The 25,860-nt window shown below is 68.7% G+C and carries 25 protein-coding genes and 3 pseudogenes; 16 read left to right on the top strand and 12 right to left on the bottom strand.

Translation table 11 applies throughout. The annotated features are described in order from the left end of the window. Position 1: 1 nt before the first annotated feature. The 3 genes from AB0B45_RS31455 to AB0B45_RS31445 all read right to left on the bottom strand — a co-directional run bounded on the left by AB0B45_RS31455 (position 2) and on the right by AB0B45_RS31445 (position 3,103). A complete protein-coding gene (locus tag AB0B45_RS31455) occupies positions 2-1,315 on the bottom strand; it encodes an FAD-binding oxidoreductase (RefSeq protein WP_358137970.1) in 1,314 nt (437 codons plus the stop codon). Between the two features lie 23 nt (positions 1,316-1,338). Further along, on the bottom strand, positions 1,339-2,046 hold the full coding sequence (locus AB0B45_RS31450; protein ID WP_358137967.1) for an SDR family oxidoreductase: 708 nt from the start codon (positions 2,044-2,046) through the stop codon (positions 1,339-1,341). A 160-nt stretch (positions 2,047-2,206) separates the two neighbouring features. Further along, positions 2,207-3,103 (bottom strand): LysR substrate-binding domain-containing protein, encoded by an 897-nt coding sequence (locus tag AB0B45_RS31445; protein WP_358137964.1) that lies wholly within the window; start codon positions 3,101-3,103, stop codon positions 2,207-2,209. A gap of 209 nt (positions 3,104-3,312) precedes the next feature. On the opposite strand from AB0B45_RS31445, the pseudogene AB0B45_RS31440 reads away from it, so the two are divergent. Both AB0B45_RS31440 and AB0B45_RS31435 read left to right on the top strand, forming a co-directional pair. Beyond that, positions 3,313-3,462, top strand: a pseudogene (locus AB0B45_RS31440) (twin-arginine translocation signal domain-containing protein); the annotation flags it as partial. Between the two features lie 30 nt (positions 3,463-3,492). Beyond that, positions 3,493-4,833 (top strand): multicopper oxidase domain-containing protein, encoded by a 1,341-nt coding sequence (locus AB0B45_RS31435; RefSeq protein ID WP_358138272.1) that lies wholly within the window; start codon positions 3,493-3,495, stop codon positions 4,831-4,833. Here the strand turns inward: AB0B45_RS31435 and AB0B45_RS31430 are convergent. From AB0B45_RS31430 to AB0B45_RS31415, 4 genes are all read right to left on the bottom strand, one after another. After that, complete coding sequence (locus AB0B45_RS31430) at positions 4,813-6,051, bottom strand: SGNH/GDSL hydrolase family protein (protein ID WP_358137962.1); 1,239 nt, start codon at positions 6,049-6,051, stop codon at positions 4,813-4,815. The genes AB0B45_RS31435 and AB0B45_RS31430 overlap by 21 nt on opposite strands. A gap of 21 nt (positions 6,052-6,072) precedes the next feature. Continuing rightward, the gene (locus AB0B45_RS31425; protein WP_358137960.1) at positions 6,073-6,528 is read right to left on the bottom strand and encodes a carboxymuconolactone decarboxylase family protein; all 456 of its coding nucleotides are present in this window, start codon (positions 6,526-6,528) and stop codon (positions 6,073-6,075) included. Positions 6,529-6,621: 93 nt separating this feature from the next. Then, the gene (locus AB0B45_RS31420; protein WP_358137957.1) at positions 6,622-7,521 is read right to left on the bottom strand and encodes a LysR substrate-binding domain-containing protein; all 900 of its coding nucleotides are present in this window, start codon (positions 7,519-7,521) and stop codon (positions 6,622-6,624) included. A gap of 142 nt (positions 7,522-7,663) precedes the next feature. Beyond that, complete coding sequence (locus AB0B45_RS31415) at positions 7,664-8,413, bottom strand: LuxR C-terminal-related transcriptional regulator (RefSeq protein WP_358137954.1); 750 nt, start codon at positions 8,411-8,413, stop codon at positions 7,664-7,666. A 272-nt stretch (positions 8,414-8,685) separates the two neighbouring features. Here AB0B45_RS31415 and AB0B45_RS31410 point away from each other — a divergent pair, with 272 nt between their 5' ends. From AB0B45_RS31410 to AB0B45_RS31390, 5 genes are all read left to right on the top strand, one after another. Next, on the top strand, positions 8,686-9,246 hold the full coding sequence (locus tag AB0B45_RS31410) for a tachylectin-related carbohydrate-binding protein (protein ID WP_358137952.1): 561 nt from the start codon (positions 8,686-8,688) through the stop codon (positions 9,244-9,246). A gap of 13 nt (positions 9,247-9,259) precedes the next feature. After that, on the top strand, positions 9,260-9,964 hold the full coding sequence (locus AB0B45_RS31405) for a peptidase inhibitor family I36 protein (protein WP_358137950.1): 705 nt from the start codon (positions 9,260-9,262) through the stop codon (positions 9,962-9,964). Continuing rightward, positions 9,961-11,247 carry a phosphodiester glycosidase family protein gene (locus AB0B45_RS31400; RefSeq protein WP_358137947.1) on the top strand — a complete coding sequence of 429 codons (1,287 nt, stop codon included), beginning with the start codon at positions 9,961-9,963 and terminating at the stop codon, positions 11,245-11,247. Before AB0B45_RS31405 ends, AB0B45_RS31400 begins: the two co-directional genes overlap by 4 nt. A gap of 142 nt (positions 11,248-11,389) precedes the next feature. Beyond that, positions 11,390-11,914 (top strand): DUF6609 family protein, encoded by a 525-nt coding sequence (locus tag AB0B45_RS31395; protein ID WP_358137944.1) that lies wholly within the window; start codon positions 11,390-11,392, stop codon positions 11,912-11,914. Positions 11,915-12,036: 122 nt separating this feature from the next. Further along, entirely contained in the window at positions 12,037-12,912 is an 876-nt protein-coding gene (locus AB0B45_RS31390) for a hypothetical protein (protein ID WP_358137941.1), read from the top strand. Here AB0B45_RS31390 and AB0B45_RS31385 read toward each other — a convergent pair. Beyond that, complete coding sequence (locus tag AB0B45_RS31385; RefSeq protein ID WP_358137938.1) at positions 12,870-13,154, bottom strand: proton-conducting transporter membrane subunit; 285 nt, start codon at positions 13,152-13,154, stop codon at positions 12,870-12,872. The two genes, AB0B45_RS31390 and AB0B45_RS31385, sit on opposite strands and share 43 nt — an antisense overlap. A 99-nt stretch (positions 13,155-13,253) precedes the next feature. After that, on the bottom strand, positions 13,254-13,943 hold the full coding sequence (locus tag AB0B45_RS31380) for a helix-turn-helix domain-containing protein (RefSeq protein WP_358137935.1): 690 nt from the start codon (positions 13,941-13,943) through the stop codon (positions 13,254-13,256). Positions 13,944-14,125: 182 nt separating this feature from the next. On the opposite strand from AB0B45_RS31380, the gene AB0B45_RS31375 reads away from it, so the two are divergent. From AB0B45_RS31375 to AB0B45_RS31365, 3 genes are all read left to right on the top strand, one after another. Beyond that, the gene (locus AB0B45_RS31375) at positions 14,126-15,274 is read left to right on the top strand and encodes a saccharopine dehydrogenase (protein WP_358137932.1); all 1,149 of its coding nucleotides are present in this window, start codon (positions 14,126-14,128) and stop codon (positions 15,272-15,274) included. Continuing rightward, positions 15,271-15,567 carry a hypothetical protein gene (locus AB0B45_RS31370; protein ID WP_358137929.1) on the top strand — a complete coding sequence of 99 codons (297 nt, stop codon included), beginning with the start codon at positions 15,271-15,273 and terminating at the stop codon, positions 15,565-15,567. The genes AB0B45_RS31375 and AB0B45_RS31370 overlap by 4 nt, the downstream gene beginning before the upstream one ends. A gap of 103 nt (positions 15,568-15,670) precedes the next feature. Next, positions 15,671-15,970 carry a hypothetical protein gene (locus AB0B45_RS31365; protein WP_358137927.1) on the top strand — a complete coding sequence of 100 codons (300 nt, stop codon included), beginning with the start codon at positions 15,671-15,673 and terminating at the stop codon, positions 15,968-15,970. Between the two features lie 235 nt (positions 15,971-16,205). Here AB0B45_RS31365 and AB0B45_RS31360 read toward each other — a convergent pair whose 3' ends face one another. Beyond that, a complete protein-coding gene (locus AB0B45_RS31360; RefSeq protein WP_358137924.1) occupies positions 16,206-16,877 on the bottom strand; it encodes a hypothetical protein in 672 nt (223 codons plus the stop codon). Between the two features lie 83 nt (positions 16,878-16,960). On the opposite strand from AB0B45_RS31360, the pseudogene AB0B45_RS31355 reads away from it, so the two are divergent. Together AB0B45_RS31355 and AB0B45_RS31350 are read left to right on the top strand one after the other, a co-directional pair. Then, positions 16,961-17,122 (top strand): annotated as a pseudogene (locus tag AB0B45_RS31355) (transposase); the annotation flags it as partial. Beyond that, positions 17,073-17,606: pseudogene (locus AB0B45_RS31350) on the top strand (serine hydrolase); the annotation flags it as partial. The pseudogenes AB0B45_RS31355 and AB0B45_RS31350, both read left to right, overlap by 50 nt. On the opposite strand, the gene AB0B45_RS31345 reads toward AB0B45_RS31350, so the two are convergent. After that, positions 17,584-18,930: a hypothetical protein gene (locus tag AB0B45_RS31345; RefSeq protein ID WP_358137922.1), complete on the bottom strand. Its 1,347-nt coding sequence runs from the start codon at positions 18,928-18,930 to the stop codon at positions 17,584-17,586. The pseudogene AB0B45_RS31350 and the gene AB0B45_RS31345 overlap by 23 nt on opposite strands. Positions 18,931-19,077: 147 nt before the next feature. Between AB0B45_RS31345 and AB0B45_RS31340 the strand changes: the two genes are divergently transcribed. The 4 genes from AB0B45_RS31340 (at position 19,078) to AB0B45_RS31325 (ending at position 24,001) form a co-directional block, all read left to right on the top strand. After that, positions 19,078-19,590 carry a hypothetical protein gene (locus tag AB0B45_RS31340; RefSeq protein ID WP_358137920.1) on the top strand — a complete coding sequence of 171 codons (513 nt, stop codon included), beginning with the start codon at positions 19,078-19,080 and terminating at the stop codon, positions 19,588-19,590. Positions 19,591-19,980: 390 nt separating this feature from the next. Beyond that, a complete protein-coding gene (locus AB0B45_RS31335; RefSeq protein ID WP_358137918.1) occupies positions 19,981-20,793 on the top strand; it encodes a hypothetical protein in 813 nt (270 codons plus the stop codon). A gap of 187 nt (positions 20,794-20,980) precedes the next feature. Then, positions 20,981-22,600, top strand: a complete 1,620-nt coding sequence (locus tag AB0B45_RS31330) for a serine/threonine-protein kinase (protein WP_358138270.1) — start codon at positions 20,981-20,983, stop codon at positions 22,598-22,600. 186 nt (positions 22,601-22,786) lie between these two features. Further along, positions 22,787-24,001 carry an FAD-dependent monooxygenase gene (locus AB0B45_RS31325; RefSeq protein ID WP_358137916.1) on the top strand — a complete coding sequence of 405 codons (1,215 nt, stop codon included), beginning with the start codon at positions 22,787-22,789 and terminating at the stop codon, positions 23,999-24,001. 550 nt (positions 24,002-24,551) lie between these two features. On the opposite strand, the gene ligD is transcribed toward AB0B45_RS31325, so the two are convergent. Further along, positions 24,552-25,526: a non-homologous end-joining DNA ligase gene (gene ligD / locus AB0B45_RS31320; protein WP_358137913.1), complete on the bottom strand. Its 975-nt coding sequence runs from the start codon at positions 25,524-25,526 to the stop codon at positions 24,552-24,554. Positions 25,527-25,860 lie beyond the last annotated feature (334 nt).

Below are 25,860 nucleotides of genomic sequence, written 5' to 3'. Positions count from 1 at the left end.
CTCAGCCAGCTACCGGGAAGTTGGCCCGGAAGACGTTGCCAGGGTCGCGGTCCTTCTTGACCTCCCGGAGTCTGACCAGGGTCTCGTGAGGGAAGGCCATCGTCGCGCTCTCGCCCGGTGCCAGGAAGGTGTACGGCTTGCGCCCGCTGACGTAGCCGTCCAGATCGGTGATGATCTGCGCCTGCCTGCTCTGCACCGCCTCGGCCAGGTTCGGCAGCCTCAACCCCAGCAGGTAGAGCATGTACGGCTCGGCGAGGGCGCCACCGGCGCCGCCGGAGGGGTTGGCCTCGGCCAGCGCCCCGCCGAGATGGCGTACCTGCAGGTTCACCAGAGGCGCCAGCGGCACGGTCTTGAGGATCTCGACGGCCAGGTCGTCGAGCCCGGTCAGCAGCTCTGTCCGGGCCAGCATCGGGCTGGGATCCACCGGCTCGGCCGCGATGCCGCCCAGGTCGGCGATTTCCATGATCGCGCGGTTGTCGGACAGGCTGCCGCCGATCTCGTCGAAGTCGGCCAGGAGACCGCGGGCCTCATCCTCGGCGCCGAGATAGGTGAGGTCCACCGTCACGATCGCCGGGGCGGGCGGTGGCGGCTGCATCCGGTTGATCCACACCGACAGCTCCCGGGGGGCGCACGCGCTGACCCTCCGGAACGCTTCGAACACCTCTGCCGTGCGTGTGGCCGGCCAGACGATCCGCCCGCCGTACAGGCTCGGAACCTCGAACAGCGTCAGCTCGACGGAGGTGACCACCGCGAAGTCCCCGCCGCCGCCGCGCAGGGCCCAGAACAGTTCGCCGTCGGAATCGGGGGTGACCCGCACCTGGTTGCCGTCGGCGTCGACGATCTCCAGGGAGCGGATGGAATCAGCGGCCCAGCCGTACTTGCGGCCGAACCATGACACCCCGCCGCCCAACGCGAAGCCGGGCACGCTCACCGCGGGAGAGCTGCCCGCCAGCCCGGTCAGGCGGTGCTTGCCCGTCTCGGTGAGCACCCGTCCCCACGGCACGCCCGCGCCCACGCGGGCGGTGCGTGAGCCTGCGTCGACCTCGATCCAGTCCAGGCGGCTGGTGCGCAGCAGGATCACCCCCTCGACATCGCCCGATGCGCCATGGCCCCAGGGCTGAGTCGTGACGGTTAGCCCGGCGGAACGTGCGTATCGCACAAGCGCCGCCACATCCGCCGAATCCTCCGCTTCGACGACGGCCGTGACCGGCTGTCGCACACCCACGGCCCAGGGGGCAGCGGCTTGATCGAAGCCTTCTTCACCGGGCAGGTGCACCGGGCCCCTAACGGAACGACGTAGCTCATTGATGCTCATGGAAATCCGTCTCCTCATGAGAGTTACCAGGGAAGGGGGCCTTCTTCTTGGACGAAGGTCGCGGTCGGGCCTCCGGGTTCGACCGCCGTGAGACGAACCGCGACCGCCGCCCCCTGCGCGGCCGTCCGGTATCCGGAACTACCGTTGATGTCGGTGGCGCACCAGCCGGGATCGATGCAGTTCACTTTGATCGCGGTGTCCCACAGCTCCTTGGCGTACGACACGGTGATCATGTTCACCGCCGCCTTGGAGGCGTTGTAGGGCATGTCGTTCAGCCCCCAGATCGGGCTGTCCTGGATCAGGGCGTTCGTCAACGAGCCCAGTTCGCTGGAGACGTTGACGATCCGGCCGGCCGGTGACTTCAGCAGCAACGGAAGCATCGCGTTGGTCACCGTGATCACGCCGAACACGTTCGTCTCGAAGACGAACCGGACGGCCTCCGGCGTGGACGCGCTGGGCAGCCCACCACCGGGCGTGATGACTCCGGCGTTGTTCACTAGGATGTCGAGCCCGCCGTGCTCCTGCCCGATCCACTCGGCGGCTGCGCGCACGCTCGTTTCATCGGTGACATCGAGTTGTACGAACCTCTGGCCGAGCTGTTCGGCGGCGGCCCGGCCCCGCGTTTCGTCGCGTGCGCCGATGACGGTGGTGACACCCTGTTCGGCCAACTGCCGGGCGATCTCGAAGCCGATGCCTTTGTTGGCGCCCGTGATGAGGGCGATCTTCGTCATGCGATCTCCTTGGACATGGCCGGGGCCCGGCATGAGAGGGGGAGGGGCCTCGTTTCGGCGACTGCGCGGTCGCCGCGGAGGCACGACCACCAGCATCACGGCGGAGCTCACGGAGGATCAACGACGAGATGCGGATCGAGCGATCAGACCCGCTGACCGATCACCGCACCTGATCGATCCGCGCAGCTCTGGCGATCGCCGCGAACGCCCGGATGCGCTCGGTCTCCGCCGCGCCCCGCCAGACCAGACCCCATTCCAGTGGCGTGCCGTCCTTGAAGGGCACATAGGTGACACCCGGCCGGGCGTAATAGTCGATGACTTGGGCGCCGACAGGGAAGATTCCCTTGCTTGCCGCGATGAGCGCCAGCGCCTCCTGGAAGGTCCAGATGCCCGGCCCGAGATCGATCCGTCTGCCGCTCGGCGTGAGCCGTGGCACCCGGTCGTCGGTCAGTGAGTCGGGCCACGCTGACATCATCGTCAGCACCGGCGCTTCGGCCAGATCTTCGTGCGTGACCCACTCCCGGCGGGCCAGCCGGTGCCCGGCGGGCACCGCCAGCATCCGTTGCTCGCGATACAGCAGCGGGCCCGTCACCAGATCGGGAGCATGGCAGGGCAGCGGGGCGCCCAGGACGTCCAGCTCGCCGGTGCGCAGTGGCCCCGGGCCTTCGCTGATCTGAATCTCCCGCAGGTGCACCACGCAGCCCGGGTAGCTCTGCCGGAACCGTTCGATCACTTTGGAGAGCGCAGCGCCCGTCGCCGCGCCCAAGAAGCCCACCCGCAGCGCCCCGGTCACGTCTCGCCCGGCCGCCGCCGCCCTTGCCATACCCTGCTGGATCAAGCGGTAGGCGGGTTCGATGTCCTCGCGCAGGCGTCGGCCGATGGCGGTGAGCGCGACATGGCGGCTGGTCCGCTCGAACAGCGGCGCGCCGATCTGCCGCTCGATCTTCTTGATGGTCTGGCTGACGTTGGCCTGTGACAGGTGCAACCGCTCCGCCGTACGACCGAAGTGAAGTTCTTCCGCGAGGGTGAGGAAGGTCTCGATTTCTCGCCCGTCCATCCGCTGGCTTCTCCCGATTGACTCCGTGCGTCGTTGCCGGAGCATCGCGGCGCAGATAACAGGCGGACGTCATCCTGGAGTGGGCTTTCCCGTACTCCAGAAGTTGTCGTGGTAGAGCCAGCACGAGGAATGCTTACCGCGGGCAGTAGTGGTAGCCGTATGCCGGAATCAGCACAGATTGGCTAAATATGTTCCGTCTGTAGAGCTTCGTGCGGTCGCACGACGTCATCGGGGGTCACGCTGTGTCTGAAGCCGGATTTTTGTCATCGCAGCGGGTCAGTCGGCGCCGGTTTCTCACTCTGGCTGCCCTGTCCGGCCTGGCCGCCGCGTGCGGCTCAGGCTCAACCTCGTCTCCCAAGGTCAATCCCGCCTTCGGCACTCCGCTCCGCGTGCCACCGCTGCTCCAACCCAAGCCGGACAAGGACGGTGTACGGCGCTTCGAGCTGACCATGCAAGCCGGGCAGACGCGGATTCTGCCCGGCAAGCAGACGCCGACCTGGGGCTTCAACGGAACGTTCCTGGGACCGACGCTCCGCGCGAAGCGAGGAGACCGGGTCCGGATGGCGGTCCGCAATCGGCTGCCCGAAACCAGCACGGTCCATTGGCACGGCATGCGCCTGCCCGCGATCATGGACGGTGGCCCGCATCAGCCCATCGAGCCCGGCGCGGTGTGGACGCCCCACTGGACCATCGACCAGCCCGCCACCACCTCCTGGTACCACCCGCACCCGCATGGCAGCACCGCCAAGCATGTCTACCGGGGACTGGCCGGGATGTTCCTCATCGACGACGACCACGACGTGGACCTGCCCTCGGACTACGGGGTCGACGACTTCCCCATCATCCTCCAGGACAAGCGGTTCGCCGCCGACGGCTCCTTAGATGGCGACCCGCTGAAGGGCACCTTCGGCATCCTCGGCGACCACATGCTGGTCAACGGCACATTCGGGCCGCGTCTGGAAGTCACCACCGAGCGCGTGCGCTTCCGGGTGCTGAACGGCTCCAACGCCCGCATGTACAACCTTGCCTTCGCCGACAAGCGCCGCTTCCACGTCATCGCCAACGACGGCGGCCTGCTGGGCGCTCCGGTGGAGGTCGAGGAGTTCTCGCTCACGCCCGGCGAGCGCGCGGAGATCGTCGTGTCCTTCGCTCCCGGCGAGCAGGCGCTTCTACAGACCGTCGACAACGGTGTCGACATCGGCGAGGGCGACTTCGATCTCCTGAGGATCGTGGCCGCCGCCCAGCTCAGGCCGGCACCCGCGGTGCCGGCCCGGCTGGCCTCCTTCGTCCCGATCACCGTCCCGCCGGGAGCCAAGGTGCGGCGTTTCCGGCTCACCGGCCACGACGCCATCAATGGCAAGCCCATGGACATGAAGCGCATCGACGAGGTCGTCCCCGCCGGTGCCGTGGAGATCTGGGAGGTCGAGAACAACGTCTACTCCCACAACTTCCACATTCACGAGGTGGCCTTCCAGGTGCTCGAGATGGACGGGTCGGCGCCGCCCGCCTACGCCACCGGCTACAAGGACACTGTCTACGTGCCCGGCAAGAGCGTCGTACGGCTCGCGGTCCAGTTCGGTCCTCATGTTGATCCGCGCACGCCGTACATGTACCACTGCCATCTCCTCCGCCACGAGGACTCCGGGATGATGGGTCAGTTCGTGATCGTCAAGCCGGGCACCGAGGAGCAGGTGTCCCGAGTCATCACCTCATCTCACTCGGGACACTGACTCTGCCGCCGCGGCGGCCATCGCCCGATACCCGGCGCCGTTCGGATGAAGGTGATCCCCGCTGTCGTAGGCGGGACGCATGCGTCCGGTGTCAGCGGGGTCGGCCAGGACTCGGTCGAAGTCCACGATCGCGTCGAACTCCCCGCCGGTCCTGATCCACTCGTTGATCTCCGAGCGCACCCGTTCGGCGCGCTCGGAGTAATAGTCGGCGCCCTTGAAGGGGGTCAGCGTTCCGGCGATGATCGTGACCCGGCTCGCCTGGGCCGACCGAATCAACTCCCGATAACCGGTGATCAGCTCCCGCGCGGTCACGACCGGCTGGGGCGTGGTACAGGGGGAGGAGGGCATGTCGCTCATCAGGATGTCGTTGACGCCCACCAGCACGATCACCGTCCCTCCGGCCGCCGGGCCAAGTGCGTCCCGTTGAAAGCGCGCCGTTGCCCTTTCACCGAGGCAGGCGGAGTCGTTGAGCAGCCGGTTACCCCCGATGCCCGCGTTCAGAACCGGCCGGTCTGGGCCGACCCTCGCCAGCCGCCTGGCGAGCTCGTCGGGATAGCGGTCGTCGCGGTCGAGGGTTGCGCCATACCCGTCGGTGATCGAGTCGCCGAAGGCCACGATCGGCCGCGACATGCCGGACACCTCCAGTCCGGTCAGGTAATACCAGGAGGTGCTGGTCTCACGGTAGGCACTCGCCCCCCGGTCGTGGAGATGATTGCCGTCGGCCCGGTACGAGGTGGTCAGGGCGAGGTTGTGGTAGGTGGCGGGGCCGGTGGCGCCGCTGAAGTAGAGGGTGACGGCCAAGCGCTCTCCAGCCTGCACGGGCAAGAGGAGCGGATCGCTGACCAGTTCTCCTCCCGCGGGCACACTCGCCCGGGCGGAGCCGCCGAATCGCAGCCCCCGCAGCGAGGCCGGGCGCACGGCGGCTCCCGCACCCGCTCGGCCCACCGACGCGCCGGTGAGCCGCAGCGGAGCCGTACCGTAACGGTTGGACAGCCGGATCCGCACGCGCGAGCCCCGCGCGCCGACCCTGATGACCTGACGGACCGACTGGTCCCGGAACCCCGGGTAGGCCCACGTGGGAACCCACTCATGGGGGGTGGGCTGGTGCACGGCGGTCGCCCATGCCACCGTCCATCGGTTGCTGCCCGCGTCAGCGGGATCGGCCAGGACGGCCAGCAGCATCGTCGCCACAAACAGTGTTCTGAACAGGGATGTCATCGTGAACTCTCTTCGTCTCGGTCAGCCCCACGCGCCGGCCACTTGCTTGGTGGCCGCGTTGAGGCGGTTCCAGAGGTTGACGGTGGCGATGGCGAGGATCAGCGCGCCGAGTTGCTGCTCGTCAAAATGGCAGGCGGCCTCACGCCAGACCTCGTCAGCCACGGCTTCCGCGCGGTCGCACAGCCGGGTGACAGCCTCGGCGAGGGCCAGCGCGGCCCGCTCCTCGCCGGTGAAGTAGGGCGCCTCGCGCCAGGCCGCCACGGTGAACAGGCGCTCGTCACTCTCGCCGGTCTTGCGCAGGGCCTTGGCGTGCATGTCCACGCAGACGCTGCACCCGTTGATCTGGCTGGCGCGCAGGTTCACCAGCTCGACCAGCTGCGGAGACAGGCCGGTCTCGCTTACACACCTGCCCAGTGCCAGCAGGCTCTTCATCGCGCTGGGAACGACCATCGCGGGATGTCCCATGCGTGCTTCCACGGTCTTACTCCTCAAGATGTGGGGAACGGAATCGCGAGCACCAGCTTTCGTGAGGCGGCACGCGGGAACAACGCCGGATATCGCCATGACTGATCAGGCGCGCTGATCGGTCCCCCGATGACGTCGGGCGATGGCCGCGAAGGCACGGATCCGGGCTGTCTCGTCGGCGGGGCGCCAGACCAGGCCCCATTCGAGCTCCGCGCCGTCGCTGAAGGGCACGTAGGTGACACCGGGCCGGGAGTAGTAAGCGATCACCTGGGCGCCGACCGGGTAGACGCCCTGGCCTGTGGCGATGAGGGCCAAGGCTTCCTGGAAGGTCCAGAACTCGGGGCCGCGTCGTACGGGTTCGTCGTCGGGGAGGAAGGGCGGGACCTGATCGGTGACCAACGAGTCCGGCCAGGTGGACATCATGGTCAGCACCGGCACGCTGGCCAGGTCCCGATGGGTCACCGAGCTGCGGCGGGCGAGCGGATGGGCGGACGGCACGGCCAGCATGCGCCGTTCGTGGTAGAGCAACGGCCCCATGACCAGGTCGGGCGCTTCACAGGGGAAGGGTGCGCCGAGGATGTCCAGCTCGCCGGTGCGCAACGGTGTGGGGCCCTCGGCGACCTGGATCTCCCGGAGTGATACGGCACAGCCGGGGTACTCGGCCCCGAATGCGTCGATGACTCTCGCCAGGGCGTCGCCTGTGGCCGCGCCCAGGAATCCCACCTTCAGCAGTCCCTCGATGCCCCGTCCTGCGGCGGTCGCTCTGGCGACGGCCTCCACGATCATGTCATGGGCCGGTGCGATGTCGTCGCGGAGCCGGCGGCCGATGGCGGTGATCGCCACCTGGCGGCTGGTCCGCTCGAACAGCGGGGCGCCGATCTGGCGTTCGAGCTTCTTGATGACCTGGCTGACGCTGGCCTGGGACAGGTGGAGGCGCTCCGCGGTACGCCCGAAGTGGAGCTCTTCCGCGAGAGTCAGGAACGTTTCGATGTCGCGCCGGTCCATCCCGACTCACCCCCGGCGATTGCTCGCGCTGATCGATCCATTTCACCTTCGGCGTTGATCCGGCCCCTATTGAACCGCCGTGGAGGCGCCGGCGCATGGGCGCTGGGGCGAGGATCGCGGGGTGGGGGAGGTGGAGCTGGCGCTACTTCGGGCCGACCCCCAGGTAGGTGAGTACGGCCAGCACGCGCCGATGGTCGTCCGGGCCGGGCGCGAGCTGAAGCTTGCTGAAGATGCTCGCGACGTGCTTGGCGACGGCGGCCTCCGTGATGTGGAGCGTGCGGGCGATCGCCCCGTTGGTGCGGCCTGTGGCCATCAGGGAGAGTACCTCGCACTCTCTGCGTGTCAGCCTGTCGAGCGGCCCGGGCGGCGGCTCGATCTCCCTGGCCCTGTGCCAGGTCTGTTGGAAGAGATCGGTCAGCGAGTCGACGATGCTGGTCTGCCGGATCATCAGCGCGCCCAGCGGAGGCTCGGCCGGATCGATCGCGATGAAGGCGATAGACCGGTCGAATATCACCAGCTCCCTGAGGGGTTCGTCGAGGACGCGGTGCAAGTCGCCGGCCGCGTTTAGTTCCATGATCCGAGCGACCTGGTCGGGCAGCTCCAGCACGCGGACACAAGTGATCGTCCGCATGCGCACGCCACGCTTGAGGGCGTCCAGGGTGAGGTCTTTGCCCCCCTTCGAGTCCCGTTGCCGCGCGTTGTCCGCACGAATGGCCAGGATCTCCCTGGCCGTCCTGGTGTACTCCCTGATCCAGTGCCAGACACGGGCGTTGTCGTCCAGCCGCTCCACCTCGGGCGAGGTGACAGGGATCGCCACCTTGGCTGCGGCGATCCTGCTCAGTTCCCGGGCCATCGCCTCCAATGTGGCGGCGCACGGTTCTGTCTCGGTCATCAAGCCCTCCCCTGCGGTCGGCGCGACCGTTGGCCCTGGTCAACATTCTATAGCGATCGCTAAAAATTTGTGGCGGCGGGACCTGACCGTGTTCGATCGTCCGCACTAATCGTTCCATACATGAAACGATATTGATCCTGGCAAGGAGTGGATGAAGGATCTTCGCCATGCCCATGCGAGAGGGCACCTCTCAGTCCACTCCACGAAAGCTGGAGGCAATGTTTCGTGCGCGTACGGCCGGCGGGGCTCTGCTCGTGTGCCTCCTCTCCGGGGTGACCCCTCAGCAGGCACTGGCCACCGCCGCTCCCGTGACGCTCGCTCCGGCGACGGGCGAGCGAGGACGGGCTCCGGGCGAGCGCACGATCATCAGCCGTGGGTGGGGAGACTATGTAGCCATCGCCTCCCCCGGATCGGGCATCATCTACGCCCTCGACAGCTCGGGTGACCTGCACTGGTTCCGCCACCTCTCGCCGACCGCCGGCAAACCGGCATGGGCTCGGGGCAGCGGCAAGGTCGCGCTTCCCCGGCGTGCCGTCCACATGGCCGCCGAGGACTCGCCCGGGGTAACGGTGATCGACGGCGGCGTCGCCAGACCCAGGTCCTTCGCGGCCCTGCAGGTGGGTGACCTGCTCTTCTGGGACGGCAGCGCGGATGACGGCCCCGCCATCGACCACGTCGGGATCTACCTGGGCATCGACTCCACCGGCAGGCACCGCTTCATTTCCAGCCGCAGGTCCGTCGACGGCCCCACGCTCGGTGACCAGGGCGGGCCCTCCACGCTCGACAGCGGAACGCTCTACGACAAGTCGTGGCGCAAGGCCAAGCGCATCTGAAGGAGAAACCTACGTGTCAAAGAGATCGCTTTGGGGTGCGGTCGTCGCCGTCTCGCTGGCGGCACTGCTCCCCGGCTCGCCGGCGGACGCCGCGAGCTGGGACGACTGCGCTCCCGACCGGTTCTGCCTGTATACCGGCGAAGGCGGGGAGGGGGCGGGAACGGCCTTCGCGCCGGAGAACCCGGCCCACAGCTACGTCGACGCGTGGGACGACACGGTCAGCTCGGTCTGGAACAACACCGAGCACTGGGCCTGCGTCTACCGCGACGCCTTCTACGGGGGCATGATCCAGGCCATCCGCCCCGGTTTCCGTGGCGACCTGACCGTTACCGACACCAAGCTGAACGATCAGATCAGCTCCCACAAGCTGGCCAAGTCCAAAGCGGGTTGCTGGACCGGATACGAACGTTGCCAGGAAGGCTATCTCTGCCTGTTCACCGAGGTGAGCGGCCGTGGCAAGATGACCGCGACCACCGTGGACCTCGCCAGATACAACGCCGACTGGAACGACAAGGCCGTCTCGGTCGCCAACCGCACCACCCGTCATGCGTGCTTCTACCACAGTCCCGACTACCTGGGAACGTGGGGCGGCTACCGGGCCTACGTGATCCTCCGCGCCGACAGCACGGTGGTGCCTCAGCCCTTCGCGCAAACGTTCAGCTCACACAAACTAGTCGCCGATACTCGCGACTGCCGACCCATGAAAGACCCCCTATGAACCTTCTCGTCACGGTCGCCCGCGCCACCGCCTCCGCATTCCTCGCCTTACCACTGACGTGCGGTGGCGTGGCCGTCCCTGCCTTCGCAGCCGAACCCGCCCTGACGTTGTCGAATCTGCGGGCCACCGCCGTCACCACGGTGACCACCGGCGTTGTCCACACCTCCTACAGGGCGGGCACTGGCGGTCCCTGGTTCGTCAACGTGCTGACCATCTCGCCAGACCTGGCAGCGCTGACCGTCGGCGGCACCATAGGCGCCGGCATGTCCACCTCCCAGACGACCACGTCGATGCTCCGAGGGGTTGCGGGGCGCCAGCCGTACGCGGGCATCAACGGGGGCTTCTTCGACAACGAGGTCGCCGGCGACATGGGCGGCATCTCTGTGCACAACGGACGCGTTCTCAGCGAGGCCAAGAAGGGTGGCACCGCGCTGGTGCTCCAGCACGGCCGGCCGTACATCACCGAGCTCGGCACCGTGCTGACCCTGCGTTCCGGCACGAACGCACGCGAGCTCGACGGCATCAACCGGACGCCCGGGCGCAGCGGCCATTGCGGCGGCGCCGGTCCGGGCGACACCTACCACCCGGGCGGCGCCTGCACGAACCCATCCGAGATCGTCTCCTTCACTCAGGAGTACGGCGGGCCGACCCCGAAGCCGGGCACTCTCACGAACACGACCACGGATGACGACCCAGGCGTCGAGGCCGTGCTCAACGCCGACGGCGTCGTCACCGCCCTCCACCAGGGGCGCGGCGGCCGCATCGTCCCTCCCGGCGGGCACATTCTGCAGGGCATCGGCGCAGGCGCCCAGTGGCTACGGGTGAACGCGCGGCCGAGCGGCCGCCTCGTCCTCGGTGAGAAGGTCATCGACCTGCGCTTCAAGGAGGACCTGCCTCTGGGGCCGTCCCTGTATGCCACTGCGGGCGGCGACCTCCTGGTGCGTGATGCCGCCGTGGTCTACGACGGAGCGATGAAGGAGAGCAACCCGCGCACGGCCATCGGCGCCGACGGCGCGGGACGGCTGCTGCTGGTCACCGTCGACGGCCGTGACCCGAAGCACAGCGTCGGCGCTACACGTCTGGAGATGGCCCAACTGATGAAGGACCTCGGCGCGGTGGACGCCGTCAACATGGACGGTGGCGGCTCGACCACCATGGTGGTGCGCGACCGGATCGTCAACCAACCATCGGATCCGGTGTCGACGGCCGTCCCGCATGGCCAGCAGCGCCCCGTCGCCGACGCGATCTTCGTCGCCCCTGGCGGTTATGGACTGCACAGTTAGTGACGTTCCATCTACGGTCATCGCGGCGCTCGCACTCGTCGGCCGAACGGTGGCGTTGGTGATGGTCCGGTCGGCGGGGCAGGATGAGCATCGGTTTGATCGTCGCTTACTACCTGCGCAGACGCGCTGAATGAGGTTTGTCATGTCCGCCGCCCTCGCCCTCACCGCGCATCCCTATCCCCTGATCAGGGGCGGTGGGCTGTTCCTCCTCTTCCTTGGGCTCGGTTTCCTGCTGAGCTGGTTGTTCCGAAAGAACTGGCTGCCCTTCGTCATCGGCGGGTTCGCCACGGGCCTCACGGCGAGCGGGCTGAGCGCGCTGCTGCCGTCGCTCGGGAGTCCCTCCTTCGCCCACATCGCGGGGCTCGCCGGCGCGATCGTCCTGGAGATGGGGCTGATCTACCTGGTGATCTCGCGCTACCGGGATGCGGGCGAGCGCACGCTGATCCTCGCCATCCTGGTCGTCGTGGGGCTGCACTTCCTGCCCATGGGGCTGGCCCACGGGCCGCTGATCTTCCTGCTGGGCATCGTGGCGACGATCAACGCCTTCATCGGGCTGAAGGTGGCTCGCGACGTGCCGATGCAGGTGTTCGGCGTCGTGGACGCGCTGCTGAAGATCGGGTTCGGCGCGGTGATGCTGTTTGTGTACCCGGCGCTGACCTTCACCTGATCACGTACGCCGGCGGTCGTACCGGAGCGGACGGCGATACCGCTCCGGTTGCGCGCCTGGGCGGCCCGGTGCCTCCGTGCGGCGGATGCGCGTGCACGCCGTCGCGGACGAGGCTTGGCGGCATGCGAGCACGAATGATCACCGCTGTGGCCCTGGCCCTCACCTTCACCTCCTTCACCACCGCGGCGCACGCCGACCCCTCGTCGACCGCGGCCACTGTCGACGTCGTCGTCGAGCCCACCGGGTTCACGGCGCCCGCCTCCGTGGCCGCCGGGCCCACCACCTTCAGGATCCAGTCGCCCGACCCTGAGGGCGCCTACCTGGGAGTGCTGCGGGTCAGGCCCGGCCTGACACTGCGCCGGGTCCTCGCCGACCTGGAACGCGCCTATGGCCACGCCGACCGCCAGGACGCGCTGGCCGCGGCCAGGAAGCTGGCCAGAGAGGCGGAGATGCACGGTGGCGCCGCCGTACTGCCGGGCACGCCGGTCTCCTACACTACGGAGCTGACCGCCGGCACCTACCACCTGATCGACTTCAAGGACGTGGGCAGGCCTGGATTGGCGGAAAAGGTCCGCACCCTGCGTGTGCGCCCGACCCCCTGGCGCCCCGCACACCCACCCGCCGCCGAGATCATCCAGTACCCGGCGCAGGACGGCACGAGCAGGTTCGCGGCGCCCGCCGTCATCAACTCGGGCCAACCGGTACGCGTGATCAACAGGTCGCGTCAGTTCAACGAGGCCATTCTCATGCCGGTACGGCCCGGCACCACGCGCGAGCAGGTGGGCGCCTTCTTCACGGAGATGAACGAGGGTGGGCAGGCGCCGTACCCCTTCACCGGCGGGCCCGTCGGCATGGTCCCCATGTCGCCAGGACGGTCGGCCGTTATGGCCGCCGACCTTGCACCCGGCACATACGCGCTGGTCACCTGGCTGCCCGACTACCGTACGGGGCGCGGTCACGCCGCACAGGGCATGCACGAGATCATCACCGTCGAGTGACTGGCCGCGGCCATGTTCGAGGCGCCTGTGGCGCGCCGATCTTGTGGTAGGACAACGGCGAACGCGCCGAGATTGGTGAGGGCATAGGCGGCCACGTAGAACAGAAGCGCTGGCGCGGCGAGTTCGCTCCGCCCCGCCACCGCGATCGGCACGAGCAGGTGCCCGGCCTGGCTGATGGTCGAGTACGCAAGGAGACGGCGCACGTTGTTTTGGTAGAACGCCGCCAGGTTGCCGAGCGTCATCGTGGCGGCGTCCGCACCGTGGCCGCACGGTTCTCAGGTTGCAGCCCCACCAGAATGACCATTGGCATTCGGGATTGGAGTGCGGGAGCGCTGAGCTGCTTATGGGAGTGCTGAGGGTAGCGGCAGCGTCGTGAGCAGGTTTGCCAGGGCGTCGACGGCCCATGCCTGCCAGCGCAGGTGGTCCCATCCTCGGTCGTTCACCAGCAGGTTGTAGGTTTCGGGGGACAGCAGCGCCAGAGCGATGTCGGCGGCGGCATCGACAGTGAGTCCGTCGCGCAGGGGTGTCTTGCCGGCCAGGGACTCGGCGAAGACGCGTTGGACGATCAGTCGCTGCTGGATGTTGGTAGCCCAGACCTCGGCCAGGTCGGGGTCGGTGGTGGCGGCGCTGCGGACGACGTCCAGGAGCGGCGCGGCGCGCAGGTAGATGTCTCCTGCGCCGGCGACCTGGCGACGTATCTGCCCGCGTGGATCCGGGTCGGCGATCGCGTCGCGCGCCCATGGTCGCTCCAGCGTGGCGATGGGCTCGTCATCCCCGGCGGCCGCCAGGTCGAGGGCAGCGGTGAGGATGGCCCGCTTGGTGCCGAAGGTGTAGTAGACGGTCTGCTCGCCCACTCCGGCCTTGGCGGCGATGGCGCTGATGCTCGTGGTGGTGTACCCGGCCGTGGTGAATAGGTCGCTGGCCGCGGCGGTGATACGGGCGCGGGTGGCTCGGGCTCGTGCGGTCCGCCCGTCCACGCTCCCGTGCGCCTTGCCTGCGCCCCGCCCGTTGCGCTGTGGAGTTTCGCTCACCAGTTGACTATAGCGGTACTACATAAACATTATTGTAGCGCTACTACTAAAACATGGGGCTGCGGAGGGCTCGTGGTGCGGCTGCCGCTGACCTCGGTCGAACTCGTGGCGTTGCTCGAGGTGACGATCGTCATCGTCGCGCTCCCCACGATGGGCGCACAACCACAAGGAGCAACTCGTCGATGAACACTGTCCTCATTCTGGGCGGATACGGGGCGGTCGGCCGCGAGGCGGCGACCGCGCTCACCGGCCACCCCGGCACGACGGTGATCGTTGCTGGACGCAACCCCGGCGATGCCCGGCCCATCCCGGCAACGAGGCCGATGCGGGTGGACGCCGCCGACCCCGCCGACCTGGCCCGCGCCTGCCTGGAGCGCGGCATCCACTACCTCGATGTATCGGCCTCCCACCACGTGCTCACCGGGATCCAGGAGCTCGACGGGCTGGCCAGGGAACGTGGCGCGACAGCCGTACTCAGTGTCGGTCTGGTCCCCGGCATCACCAACCTGCTGGCACGAGTCTGCGTCGAGCGCTCACCGACCTCAGACCTGCGCATCGGCGTGCTGCTCGGTTCCGGAGAACAGCACGGACCGGCGGCGCTTGCCTGGACTCTGGACGGACTGGGGCAGCTCGACGGTTCGTGGACGATGAGTTTTCCCGCGCCGTACGGCAGGCGCAGCGTCCACCGCTTCCCCTTCTCCGACCAGTACACCCTGCCGGGCACGCTCGGCGTGGCCACGGCCAGCACGGGACTATGCCTGGACTCCCGTCTCACCACCGGGCTGCTGGCAGCGGCTGGGCGACCCGCCATCGCCCGCCTGCTGCGGCGTTCCAAGGTTCGCGATCTGCTGCTCAGAACGCTGGAAAAGACCCATCTGGGCAGCGACGGATTCGCCGTGACCGCCCGCTCCGGCAGGGCCGAGGCAGCCTTCAGCGGACGGCTGCAGAGCCGCGCCACCGGGCGTACCGCCGCCCTGCTCATCCGCCACCTACCCACCCTGCCACCTGGAGTCGGGCACATCGAGCAGCTGGTGGACCCCTTCGCCTTCCTCACCGAACTCGCCGCCGACGGATTCGATCTCCATCTCGGCCGGCGGCTACCGGCGGCGCCATGCCCCCTCAGGACTATGCCACGGTGGCGGCACTCCCCACGGATGCCGATGCGCTGCTGGCCTGGATGTACGCCAACATGGGTGAACTGCACAATTCCGAGGAGGACAGGCACAACTCGGCCTACCGGCTGCTTGGCTGCTCATTGCTCGCCCAAAACCTGGTGCCCCCGGCGCAGGAGGCGGCCGTCTACCGGGCCATGGCCAAGATCCCGGGGGTGACGGTGAACCCGGACGCGGTCGACGTCGATGGGCGTCCGGCGGTGGCGGTGTCCCGTGTCGCAGATGGCTGGGTGAGCCATGAACTGCTGCTCGACCGCTCCACCTACACCTACCTGGGCGAGCGTGCGGTCGCCAGCGCCGACTACACGGCTCCAGAACCGGGCGTCCGCGTGGAAGAGGGCCGGAAGATCATCTATATGGGGCACTCCTACACGATCAAGAAGGGAACGATCATGACGCTCGCTGTCCGTCTGAACATCGGGGTCACCGATCGGCCTGGGGTAAGGCCCTGAGCGGTGGTCGCCAGCGCGGGTGGGCGTTGACCGCGGCGTCGCTGCTGCTGGCGCTCCCCTCGGCCGTCAACCTGGCCGGTGGGCTCGCCTGGATCTGGACGCCGTGGTCCCGTTGCCGCTGCTCGACCTGCTGGCGCGGACGGGACTGCTCGACGCGTGGCTGGTGGCGGATCTCCTCGCCGCCTCGGGCGCCCTGGGGGCGGCCGGGGTGGCAGCGCACGTCGCGCGGGAGCGGACCGCCAGCGCGCTGCTGCTTGCCGCGGTTTCGGCGATCAGCCTCGCCGTCGCCATGATCGGAGGCGGCGGGCTCCCAGCATGGTACGGGGTGGCATACGCCGCGGCGCTGATCCTGCTGCGAACCTTCCGGCGGCACGGCTCTGATCAAGTGTTAGACGACGTTTGATGTGACGACGATCTAGGGTTTGGCGTCACACCAGGCGGCTCCACCACGCGCCGTCCCGGATCCCATCACCGATCCAGCCGGATCGGCCGACCTCAGCCTGCGCCGACGAGACCGGCTTGGCGGAGTCCTCCACGAATACCGACATGCCGCTTGACCTTCATGGACGGAGTTTTCGGCAGGCGCAGGTCGACCTGCAGCCGGATGACCGTGCCTCGATGGTGGACGGGCTGGACGTTCAAGAACCGGCAATCCCCATGGCCAGACGGCGAGCGGGGGCGCACGGCTGACCCAGACGCTCGCAGTACTCCTCGAAACCTGGCGGCAGCCACTGACCCGACAGCAGCCGGGGATGGCGCTGAAAGAACCGCACGGCCGCCAACGCGAAGATCAATGAAGCCCAGGGAGTGTGGAACTCCACGACAATCCGGCTCCCGCCCGTACCGGTGTTCGTCTCGATCTCCACAACACCCTCGGCCACCAGGTCGATTCTGGTGATCTCCTCATAGCAGATCTGCTCACGGCGCTTGCCTGGCCGTTCGAAGGCGACGCGGGCCTCGGTGACGGTCAGCATGCCCTGGCCGAGGTCCCTGTCCTTCTTGGCGTAGTGTCTGCTCATCTCATCGGTCATGGCGAGGCCGAACTGGGCGTACTTGATGTCGTTCACACTGTCGATGCCGATGGCGTCACGGTAGGTGGCCCGCTCATACGGCGAGGGCGCCTTTGACTTCAGCCAGCGCATCCTGGCCGGTTCGACGGCGAGCAGATGCTCACCCTGCACCAGCGACAGCATGGAGGCCAGCTGAGGCAGGTCGACCGTGCCGGGATGCCTGAGGAAGCGCACGGCGATGATCTGACATGTCTGCCATAACCGCGCCTCAAAAGGGTTGAACACCCCCCAGTTCACCATGCGGATCATTGAAGCACAGGCAATGCCCCGCCGCGCGGTCCTGACTCGTAGAACTCCTGCCGAAACTGCGACAGCTGGCCGAGGTGGTGCTGTGCACCGAGGGGCCGATCAAGACGCTGGTCGATCTGGCGCTTGCGCCTGAGCATCGGCGCGGGCACGGAGCCCTCTACGACGGGCTGAACCACGGCCGGATCGAGATCGGGTGGCTGCGCCGGGCGCTGGCGACGTTATCGTTACCGCGGGCCGCCGACGGCCACATCCGGCCGGGCAGGCCCGCCGCGGCCTGGCACATGGCGGGACTTGGCCGGTGCGGGCGGGCTGCGATGGACACCAGCCGACCTGGTCGCCTTCGTCCGTGCCCACGCGGACGGCGGCGCCGGCGAGGTCGCCGAGGCGATCCGGCTCAGCCGCCAGACCGAGCACCGGATCAACCCCTTCTCCTGGGTGCATCTCGGCTGGATGGGGCAACGTCTGCACCCTCGGCAGGGCGGTCACTTTCAGATCTTGCACAACGGGATGACCGGCGGGTTCTCCTCGTTCGTGGGCTTCGACCCCGAGAAGGGCGTGGGTGCCGCCGTCCTCAGCAACACGCGACGCTCCGTGGACCGCCCCGCCTTCGACCTGCTCCGCGCCCTGCGGGACGGAGCACTCCTGAGCCATCATCCCGACCCGTCAGAAGGTGCACAACGCGGCAGGCCGGCGTCCGTCACCAGCGCAGCGTGGGGCTGAGGACCTCGCCGATGAAGCCCGGGCCGTCCTCGATCTTCCAGGAGCTCCTCGCGGCGTAGTCACGCCCCGAGAGGGTCCGGACGGCGAAGTACCCGCATGACTGCACCTGACCCGGCACGGTGATGTACATCTTGTGGCACTTGAGCTGCTGAGAGACCGGCAACTCGGTCATCGGGTCGTACAGCTGGACGGCCATGTCGGTCTTGATCCCGACGGGTCCCCGCAGCCGCGTCCGTACCATCAGGGTCTCGTCACTGACCTTGATGCAGGGCTGCAACTGCACACCCTGGCCGGCGTGCGTCCACGCGCCGCAGCGTTCGGTACCCTCGCCGGCGCGGTGGTCGGTCCCGCCGAAGACCGTGCCGCCGTAGAACGCCAGCCCCGCGAGTACGGCAGCGGCCAGCGCGGCGTGTGTCAGCGGCACCATCCGGCGGGCCCCGGTTTCGCCGCCGTGTCCGCGCTCGGGCTCGGCTGCGACGCCGGCTTCTCGCATGTCAACGGCTACGGCGTGCGCATCCCCAACGGCCGGCGGCGGCATCTCGGCAGTGCGGGCCGGTGCGGCAGAGGGGGATGCCGTCACGGACACCGCGGTGCCGTTCGGCGGCGCCGCAACGGATGGCGGCGCTGCGGAGGCCGTCCCCGGATCGGGCTGAGGCATGGGGGAGTCGACCGTTGAGCCCACCGTGGCTGTCGTCGTGGGCTCCGGCGAAGCAGGCAGCGGTGCGTCAGGGGATGCCGGTGCGGCCGCGAACGATGCGGTGGCAGCGCCGGCGGCCGATGGCGAGCCCCCTGATGCCTCGGGGAAATCGGATACAGCGGCACCGGACACCGGCGCGGCAGCCGAGGCTGGCGTTGGGGTCGAGCCGTCCGGCGCGACCACGGTCGATGTGGAGGATGCCGACTCCGGCTCAGGGGGCACCCTCGAAGGCGATTCCGCCGATGTCGGGGCCGGCGGAATCTCCGTCGAAGCGGTGGCGGCGATGCGACCGGCGGCGTTCTGGCGCCATCCGCGTCCGGTCTTCTCCAGGGTGCCGCGAAGTTCGTCGATCCGCCCGCCGATGGCCAGCAGGCGGTCGGCACGATCGCCAGACACACCCAGCGCGGTGGCGACATCGCGCATGTCCTCGACGCCCGGCAGCCTGGTGCCCTTGTTGAGCTGGCGGTGACCGGACAACCAGTTCGACACCATCGAGGGTGTGGTGTTCCTGACGTGGTTGACCAGGTACTTCTGCTGTTTCCCTGCGGATTCCAGCGCTTCGCGTAAGCCCGTGGCGGCCTCGTCCAGCGCGCGGCCGAGCGCGTCGGCGGTTTCATCTACGTTCATCCAGTTCCCCGTGTAACTGTTGCAGTCCGCTGAAACGGCAGCTCAGGGCGCTGTATCAGCGGTGAGAGAGTTCAACTCTCAAGATCCTTCCATCCCTGTCGGTTCGTGGCCAACCTGTCAGGCATGCCAACGAAACGAGGAGGGCTCATGCGTGCCGCGTTCATAGGTCTGCTCACCGCCGGACTGCTGGCCTCACCGGCGGCGGCCTCGGCGCAGTCGGCGCCGTTGCCAAGCTGCGATGGTGTGCGGATCCTGCACACGCCCGTGCGCATCCAGAGCGGGGACACCGCCGCCTACGTCCACGTCTTCTACGACTCGCGGACGGCCGTCGCCTGCGCGTACCTCGACTCCAGCAACCAGACGTGGGGCTACTCCAAGCACATGACCATCCAGCTCAAGCACTGTCAGCGGCCCAGCAGTACGCGCGGCGTGTGCAACGGTCAGTTGCAGTCGACGGCGGTCGGCGGGTGGAGCAGCGGGCGCAGCGACAAGGTCACTCTGCGGATCACGGACGGCTACATCATGGGCGTCGGCCGGATCTGGTGGAACGACAACTACGGGATCAACCAGTCCCGAGCGATCGCCAGGGTGAGCAGCGCCCGTGTCGCCCAGCGCGACGTCGAAGAGGCCACGAGGGAGGCCACCGAAGCCACCCGCTGACCCTCCCACCAATCTGTCCAAGACGACTCGACGCCGATCCGCCTGAACCAAGGATTCACGGGGGCGCAGTGGACGTCGCAGCCCGACCGTCCGTCATGAGGCCGCATGGCTCGACGGATCGTCCCTTGGCCTGACCGCGGCCGGCCTGCACGGGGAACGGCCCAGGGGACGCACGGCGCCCCCTCCTGGTGCGGGAGCGAGCCAGCCGGCCACCCCGAGCCCGCACGATCACTGCGTCCACAAGAGACGACGCGCACCCCCCACAAACCGGCGCGGGGCCAGAACGCGCGCAGCCCCCACAAACCCACGCGCGCAAGAACACGCGAACCCAACACACAACCCAGAAGCGGGGTAGACGCACCTGCCCCAACACCCCCGAAGAGGACCGACATGTACGAACCCGGCTGGCGCCAAGACCCTCAGGGCAAGACCCGGTGGAGCGAGAACGGTCGATGGGGAGACCAGGTACGCGACTCGTCCGGTGGCGTCTACCGCGACCACCACATCCCCAGCACCCCGCCGCAGATGTCCGCCCCCAGGCTGCCCAACGCCGCCTCGCCACCTGGCGGCGGGTCGAGCGTCATCGATGAGCTGGCGGAAAGGAACCGCCAGGTCTGGAGCGACAAGGGCGCCGGGGCGGTGCAGCAGGCGCTGGGCGGGATGGGGACGGGCGGGTTCGTCGCGATCCTGGCCGGACTGGCCGCCATGGTGTTCCTGTTCACCATCGGCAGCTTTGTCGGAGCGGTGGCTCTGCCGATCGTCGCGTTCGTTCTCTATCGGAAGGGAACGCTGCGCGGGGTCAAGCCGGCGGTCCTGGGAAGCGTCTGGTTCTTGTGCCTGGCCACGGCGCTGACCACAGTGGACCAGTTCTCTGGCAGCGGCCTGCCGAAGGAGGTCGAGCAGGCGCAGGCGTTTCTCGGGCTCATGGGCAGCGACTCCGTCTCGATGATCTGCGATGAGCCGTACATGACCGAGCAGGCCAAGTCCGCGATGGCGGCCAAGGAGCGGGCGTCCGATTGCGCCGAGGCCGTGGGCAAGATCAAGCAGCGGCTCGACGAGTCGGACTTCGAGGATCTGAGCCATCTGAACATGACGAAGACCGATCGCGGCACCTACCTGCTTGACGACAATCCGCTGGGCTGGCGGGAGATCACCATCAGCACCCAGGAGACCTACGGCATCCTCTTCCACGCGATCAGCTGACACCGGTGGATGCCGACAGGAAAGGCGGGCGGCCGGCCGGCTCCGGCTCAGACGCCAGGACAGCAGGCCGTGACCAGCGCCCGGACCTGTCGCCGACCCGACGATCGAGACGCACGCTGGGTCGGGGCAGTTGCCCTCATCGCGCTTTACCCGGATGATCTAGAGCCCCACCACCCACGGGAAAGTGATGATGCCGCAGGTTCAGCCATTACGCCCCGGCGATCCACCCGCTCTCGGCCCGTACCGCTTGGCCGGTTTCCTGGCCCGCGGCGGCCAGGGCACCGTCTACCTGGCGCACGGCCCCGACGGCCTGCCGGTGGCAATCAAGATGCCGAACGCCCAGGGGGGCGCGGACGCGGAGGAGATGCAGCTGTTCTTGAAGGAGGCCGAGATCGCCTCTCGCGTGGCGCAGTTCTGCACGGCCCGTGTCCTGGATGCCGGGCTCAGCGCGGAGTGCCTGCCGTACGTGGTGAACGAGTACATCGACGGCCCATCCCTTGCCCAGCAGGTGCAGGAGCGGGGCCCGTTGACCGTCGACGAGCTGACCCGCCTGGCCCTGACGACCGCGACCGGGCTTACCGCCGTGCATCAGGCCGGAATCGTGCATCGCGACCTCAAGCCATCCAACATCCTGATGGCAACCGACGGGCCCCGCATCATCGACTTCGGCATCGCCCGTGTCCTCGACACCACCTCCACCACCGCCAGCGGCGTCATTGGCACGCCCGCGTACATGGCGCCCGAGCAGTTCGAGGGCAAGCGCATCAGTTCAGCGACCGACATGTTCGGGTGGGCCGCCACCCTGGTGTTCGCCGCCACCGGGGCACCCCCGTTCGGTTCTGGCAGCCCCGTGGCCATCCTGAACCGGGTGCTGCATCATGCGCCTGACCTGAGCGGGGTCCCGGCCGCGCTGCGGCCGGCTCTAGCGGCGTGCCTGGCGAAGGATCCCGGCGCGCGGCCCTCCGCGCACGAGGCGTACACCTTGGTGCTCCGGCCGCAGCGAACGGCGGTTGCCGGCACCGCTGTCCCGCCGATTGCCGCCGGGCACATGAAGGCGGACCGCGCGGACGGCCACTTCCTCACGACCTCGCCACATCCGCAGGACACCACTGCCAAAAGATCACGCAGGACGGCCGTCCTTGTCGGCGCGGCGGCCCTGGGAGCCACCGTTGCGGCGGGGATCGTTCTCGCCCTCCCGCATCCTCCCCTGCCCGGGCCCTCCGGTGGTCCGCGGGCACAGACCCCGCCGACAACCGCGCAGGCAAAACCCGCAGCGGCCTGGGGCCGGAAGCTGGGCTCGTGGCAGGTGGCCGACACGACCGCCGCCCTCGCCGAGCCTGAGCGGCGCGACCAAGTGAACCGGCTTTTCAGCAAGGAGCAATTGCCCCGAGGGGACTACTCCGTGTCTGTGCAGGTGCAGATGGTGTACCTGTTCGCCGATGACGCCGACTGCCGGTACGGCCTGCTCATCGAGCAGGCCGTACCTCCCGGTGCCGGCGGCAAGTCCGGCTCGATGGCCGGTCTCATGCTGAACCCCTCCGAGGACGACGTCATCATCCAGGGCTCTCCCGACCCGTGGCTGGACAACGGTGACGGCATGGGCGAGGACCGCGGGCACCTGACCGAGGCGTGGGACTTCACCAAGATCCACCGTCTGGAGATCATCAAGCGGGGCGAACGGTTCGAGTACCGGCTGAACGGCGTGCGCATGGGCACGCGGACGCTCAAGCACGGGCGTACCCCCATGACGGTCAGCCTGTACGCCAAGGGTGGGAAGATCGGATTTACCAACTTCCGGGTCTCTTGACATCCGGGCCGGATAGGGCGTGTCGGCAGGGCTCGCTCATACCGGCGCCGCATCCGAGGAAACCGTCCCGCAGGATGGGCAAGACCTCTGCGCCAGTCCACGAAGCTCGACGCCTCTGGCGCGCGCTGCCCGGCAGCAGCACCTTGCCATCGCGGTCTACCAGCTCAAACTGCCGCTGAGGACAGGATGTCCGAAGCGCGTCTCCCCAGAGGTGCGCCAGGTCGTCCTGGCCGCGCTGCGCCGCTGCTGCGCGACGCCGACGGACAGGTGTCAACGGTCCGCGCCGCCTACGTCATCGGCGCCGACGGCGCAGGCAGCTTCGTACGGCGCGAGCTCGGCATTGCCATGTCAGGCGATGCCGCGCTCAGCCGCAACCTCAACATCCTGTTCGAAGCGGACCTGCGCCCGCACGTCGAAGACCGGCTCAGCCTGATCTACACCATTGCCAATCCCGCCCTGACCGGCACGTTCATGACGGTGGACAACCGGCGTCGATGGCTGTTCAACTTGGTGCACGACCCAGCGCGCCGCGCGGTCGACGGCCTGACCCTGGACGGGTGCGCCGGGCTGATCCGCGAGGCGGCTGCCGTGCCGGATCTCGACATCAACGTGATCGCGACCCAGGAGTGGACCGCCGCGGCGCTGCTGGCGGAGCGTTACCGGGTCGGTCGGGTGTTCCTGGCGGGGGACGCGGCGCATCCCATGACGCCCTATGGCGGATTCGGGATGAACTGCGGCATCCAGGATGCCGACAACCTCGCCTGGAAGCTCGCCGCCGTTCTGCAGGGGTGGGCGGAGCCCGAGCTGCTGGACTCCTACGAGGCCGAGCGGCGGCCGGTCGGCGGCGACAGCGTCGCCGAGAGCCGCCGCAGCCTGCTCGCGACGCTGGAGTCCACCGCCGTCATCCCGGGTGTGGACGGCCCGCGGCCTCGCTCACGCCCCAGTGACGGGCTCGTCCTCGGCTACGCCTACGACGGCCCGGGGGCGGCGGTGATCCCTGATGGCACGCCATCTCCCGACGTGCGGGATCCCGTCGCCGTCTACCGGCCGTCGGCACGCCCGGGGCATCGCGCTCCCCACCTGTGGACGCACCACGAGGGGCGCCTGATCTCCACGCTTGACCTGGTGGGCACCGGCTTCACCCTGCTCACTGGACCGGACGGCGGACTCTGGCGGGAGGCGGCGCCGCACGACGTGCCGTTGGTGGTGCACACGGGAGACGCCGACATCGCCGCCGCCTACGACATCGAGGCCGACGGCGCCGTCCTCGTCCGTCCCGACGACCACGTCGCCTGGCGGTGCCCGCGACTGCCGGAACATCCGGAGCGGGCCATAGCCGAGGCGCTGGCCGCGCTTCTCGGCACAAGGGAACGACCGCGCAGGGCCGCTCCCTCCCTCTGAACCGCCCGGCTGCTCGATGACCCCGACGAGCCGCAGGTCACCGCGGCGGCCCAAGCGTCCTCAGCCGGCCCTCACGTGGGAGATGCGCCGCCGCGCGGCCCGTCTCATCGCCAGCAACCGAATGCCCAGAAAGGCGAGGCAGACGACGGGAAGGGGTCGCGAACACCACCCCGCCCAGCCGTTGAGCGGCCAGGGCGTCGGTAGCCTGCGGCGGGGCCACGAGCGTGAACCACCACGATGCCGGCAGCGGCGCCGTCAGGAACACCGCACCGTGATGTGAGTGCGGTCGGCCGAGACCCGGACGCTCCCGGCCGACGTCTCATAACTCCATCCCGAGGACGGGGCAGCAGCAGCGGCCGTCCGGCTGACGATCCCGGGGAATCTGGAGGAGAGCCGCCAGCAGCTCATGGAGCTGGTCGTCTACGCGGGGAGCGCCTTAATGCTGGTCGCGGCACTGGCGCTGGCGGATGGTCGCAGCGAGGGCCCGTCCCGTCCGCTGGCGGGCGCGGCGGTCCCGGCTCTCCCGGATGAGGGCCGGCCGATCCCGTAGTCAACCCTCCTCCCTCCGCACCTGGTCCGGCCGCTTGTCCGGGCGCAGGCCGCGCCAGCTCGGATGCCGCAGGCGGCCGTCCGCCGTCCATTCCGTGTACTGCACTTCACCCACCAGGACGGGATCGACCCAGCGCGCGTCGCGCGCGTGCGGACGCGGCACCTCGTCTTCGAACGGGCTGTCCGGCCGCTCGTACGGTGCCAACCGGGCTGCGAGATCCCGCAGCGTCTCGTCCGTGAAACCGGTGCCGACGTGCCCCACGTAGACCAGCCGTCCTGCGTCGTCGTACACGCCGAGGAGCAGCGATCCGATCATGTCGGCGCGCCTGCCCTCTCCCGGCCTCCACCCGCCGATGATCACCTCCTGGGTGCGGAAGTTCTTCACCTTCACCCAGTCGCGGCTGCGCCGCCCCGGCTGGTACGCCGAGGCCAGCCGCTTGGCGACTACGCCTTCTAGGAGCCGTTCGCGGCTCCTCCGGAATGCCGTGGCCCCGTGGCCGACGCTGTGGGGCGGCACGCTCCATCTTTCTCCGGCCGCCACGGTCCTCGAGAGCAGGTCTCTGCGCTCCAAATACGGCAGGTCGATGGTGGAGGTGTCGTTCACGTGTAGGACATCGAAGATCAGGTAGGAGACCGGCGTTGAGCGCGCCAAGGCCGCTACCCTGTCCGGATCCCGCTGGTGTATGCGCGGTTGCAGCGCGGCGAAGCTCGGCCTGCCCTGTTCGTCGAACGCGACGATCTCTCCGTCGAGCACGGCGTTGCCTCGTATGGCGCCTGGGAGCCGTCCGAGCTCCGGGTAGGCGGCCGTGACGTCGAGGCCGTTGCGCGAGACCAGCCGGAGCGCGGCGCCGTCCACGTAGCCGAGCGCCCGTGCACCGTCCCACTTCATCTCGTAGCCGAACAGCCGGTCCTCGGCCGACGGCGGCAGCTGCCCGAGCCGCGCCAGCATCGGTGAGTACTCCGGAAGGTCCCCCATGAGGAGGTCGTACCCATGTGCGGAACGCGCTCTATGACATCGTGGTACAGATGAGGGCTCCCCGGGAGTGCCCCGGACGACGGTGCCCCGGACAACGGCTCCTCTCCTGGCGGCGGTTGTCGACCTCGGTCGTGTCGGTCGTGTCGGGGGCGTCGTGGTGGGCGTGGCCGTCGGGATCGCGGGTGCCGCCCAGTTGTCCGTACCGGTCTCTTGGATCGTCGCCCAGAGCGTCGTCTTGACCTGGGTGTGGCGCATCGGCTCGCGGCAGGATCACGAGGACACCAAGCGCATCGCTGAGGAGGAGGGCCGTACGCACTCCACGGACACGGGGGTC

This window comes from Nonomuraea sp. NPDC049152 (assembly GCF_040648355.1).
Classification (GTDB): domain Bacteria; phylum Actinomycetota; class Actinomycetes; order Streptosporangiales; family Streptosporangiaceae; genus Nonomuraea.
The sequence above is the reverse complement of the archived record's forward strand: the minus strand, read 5'-3'. Positions and strand labels throughout refer to the sequence as shown.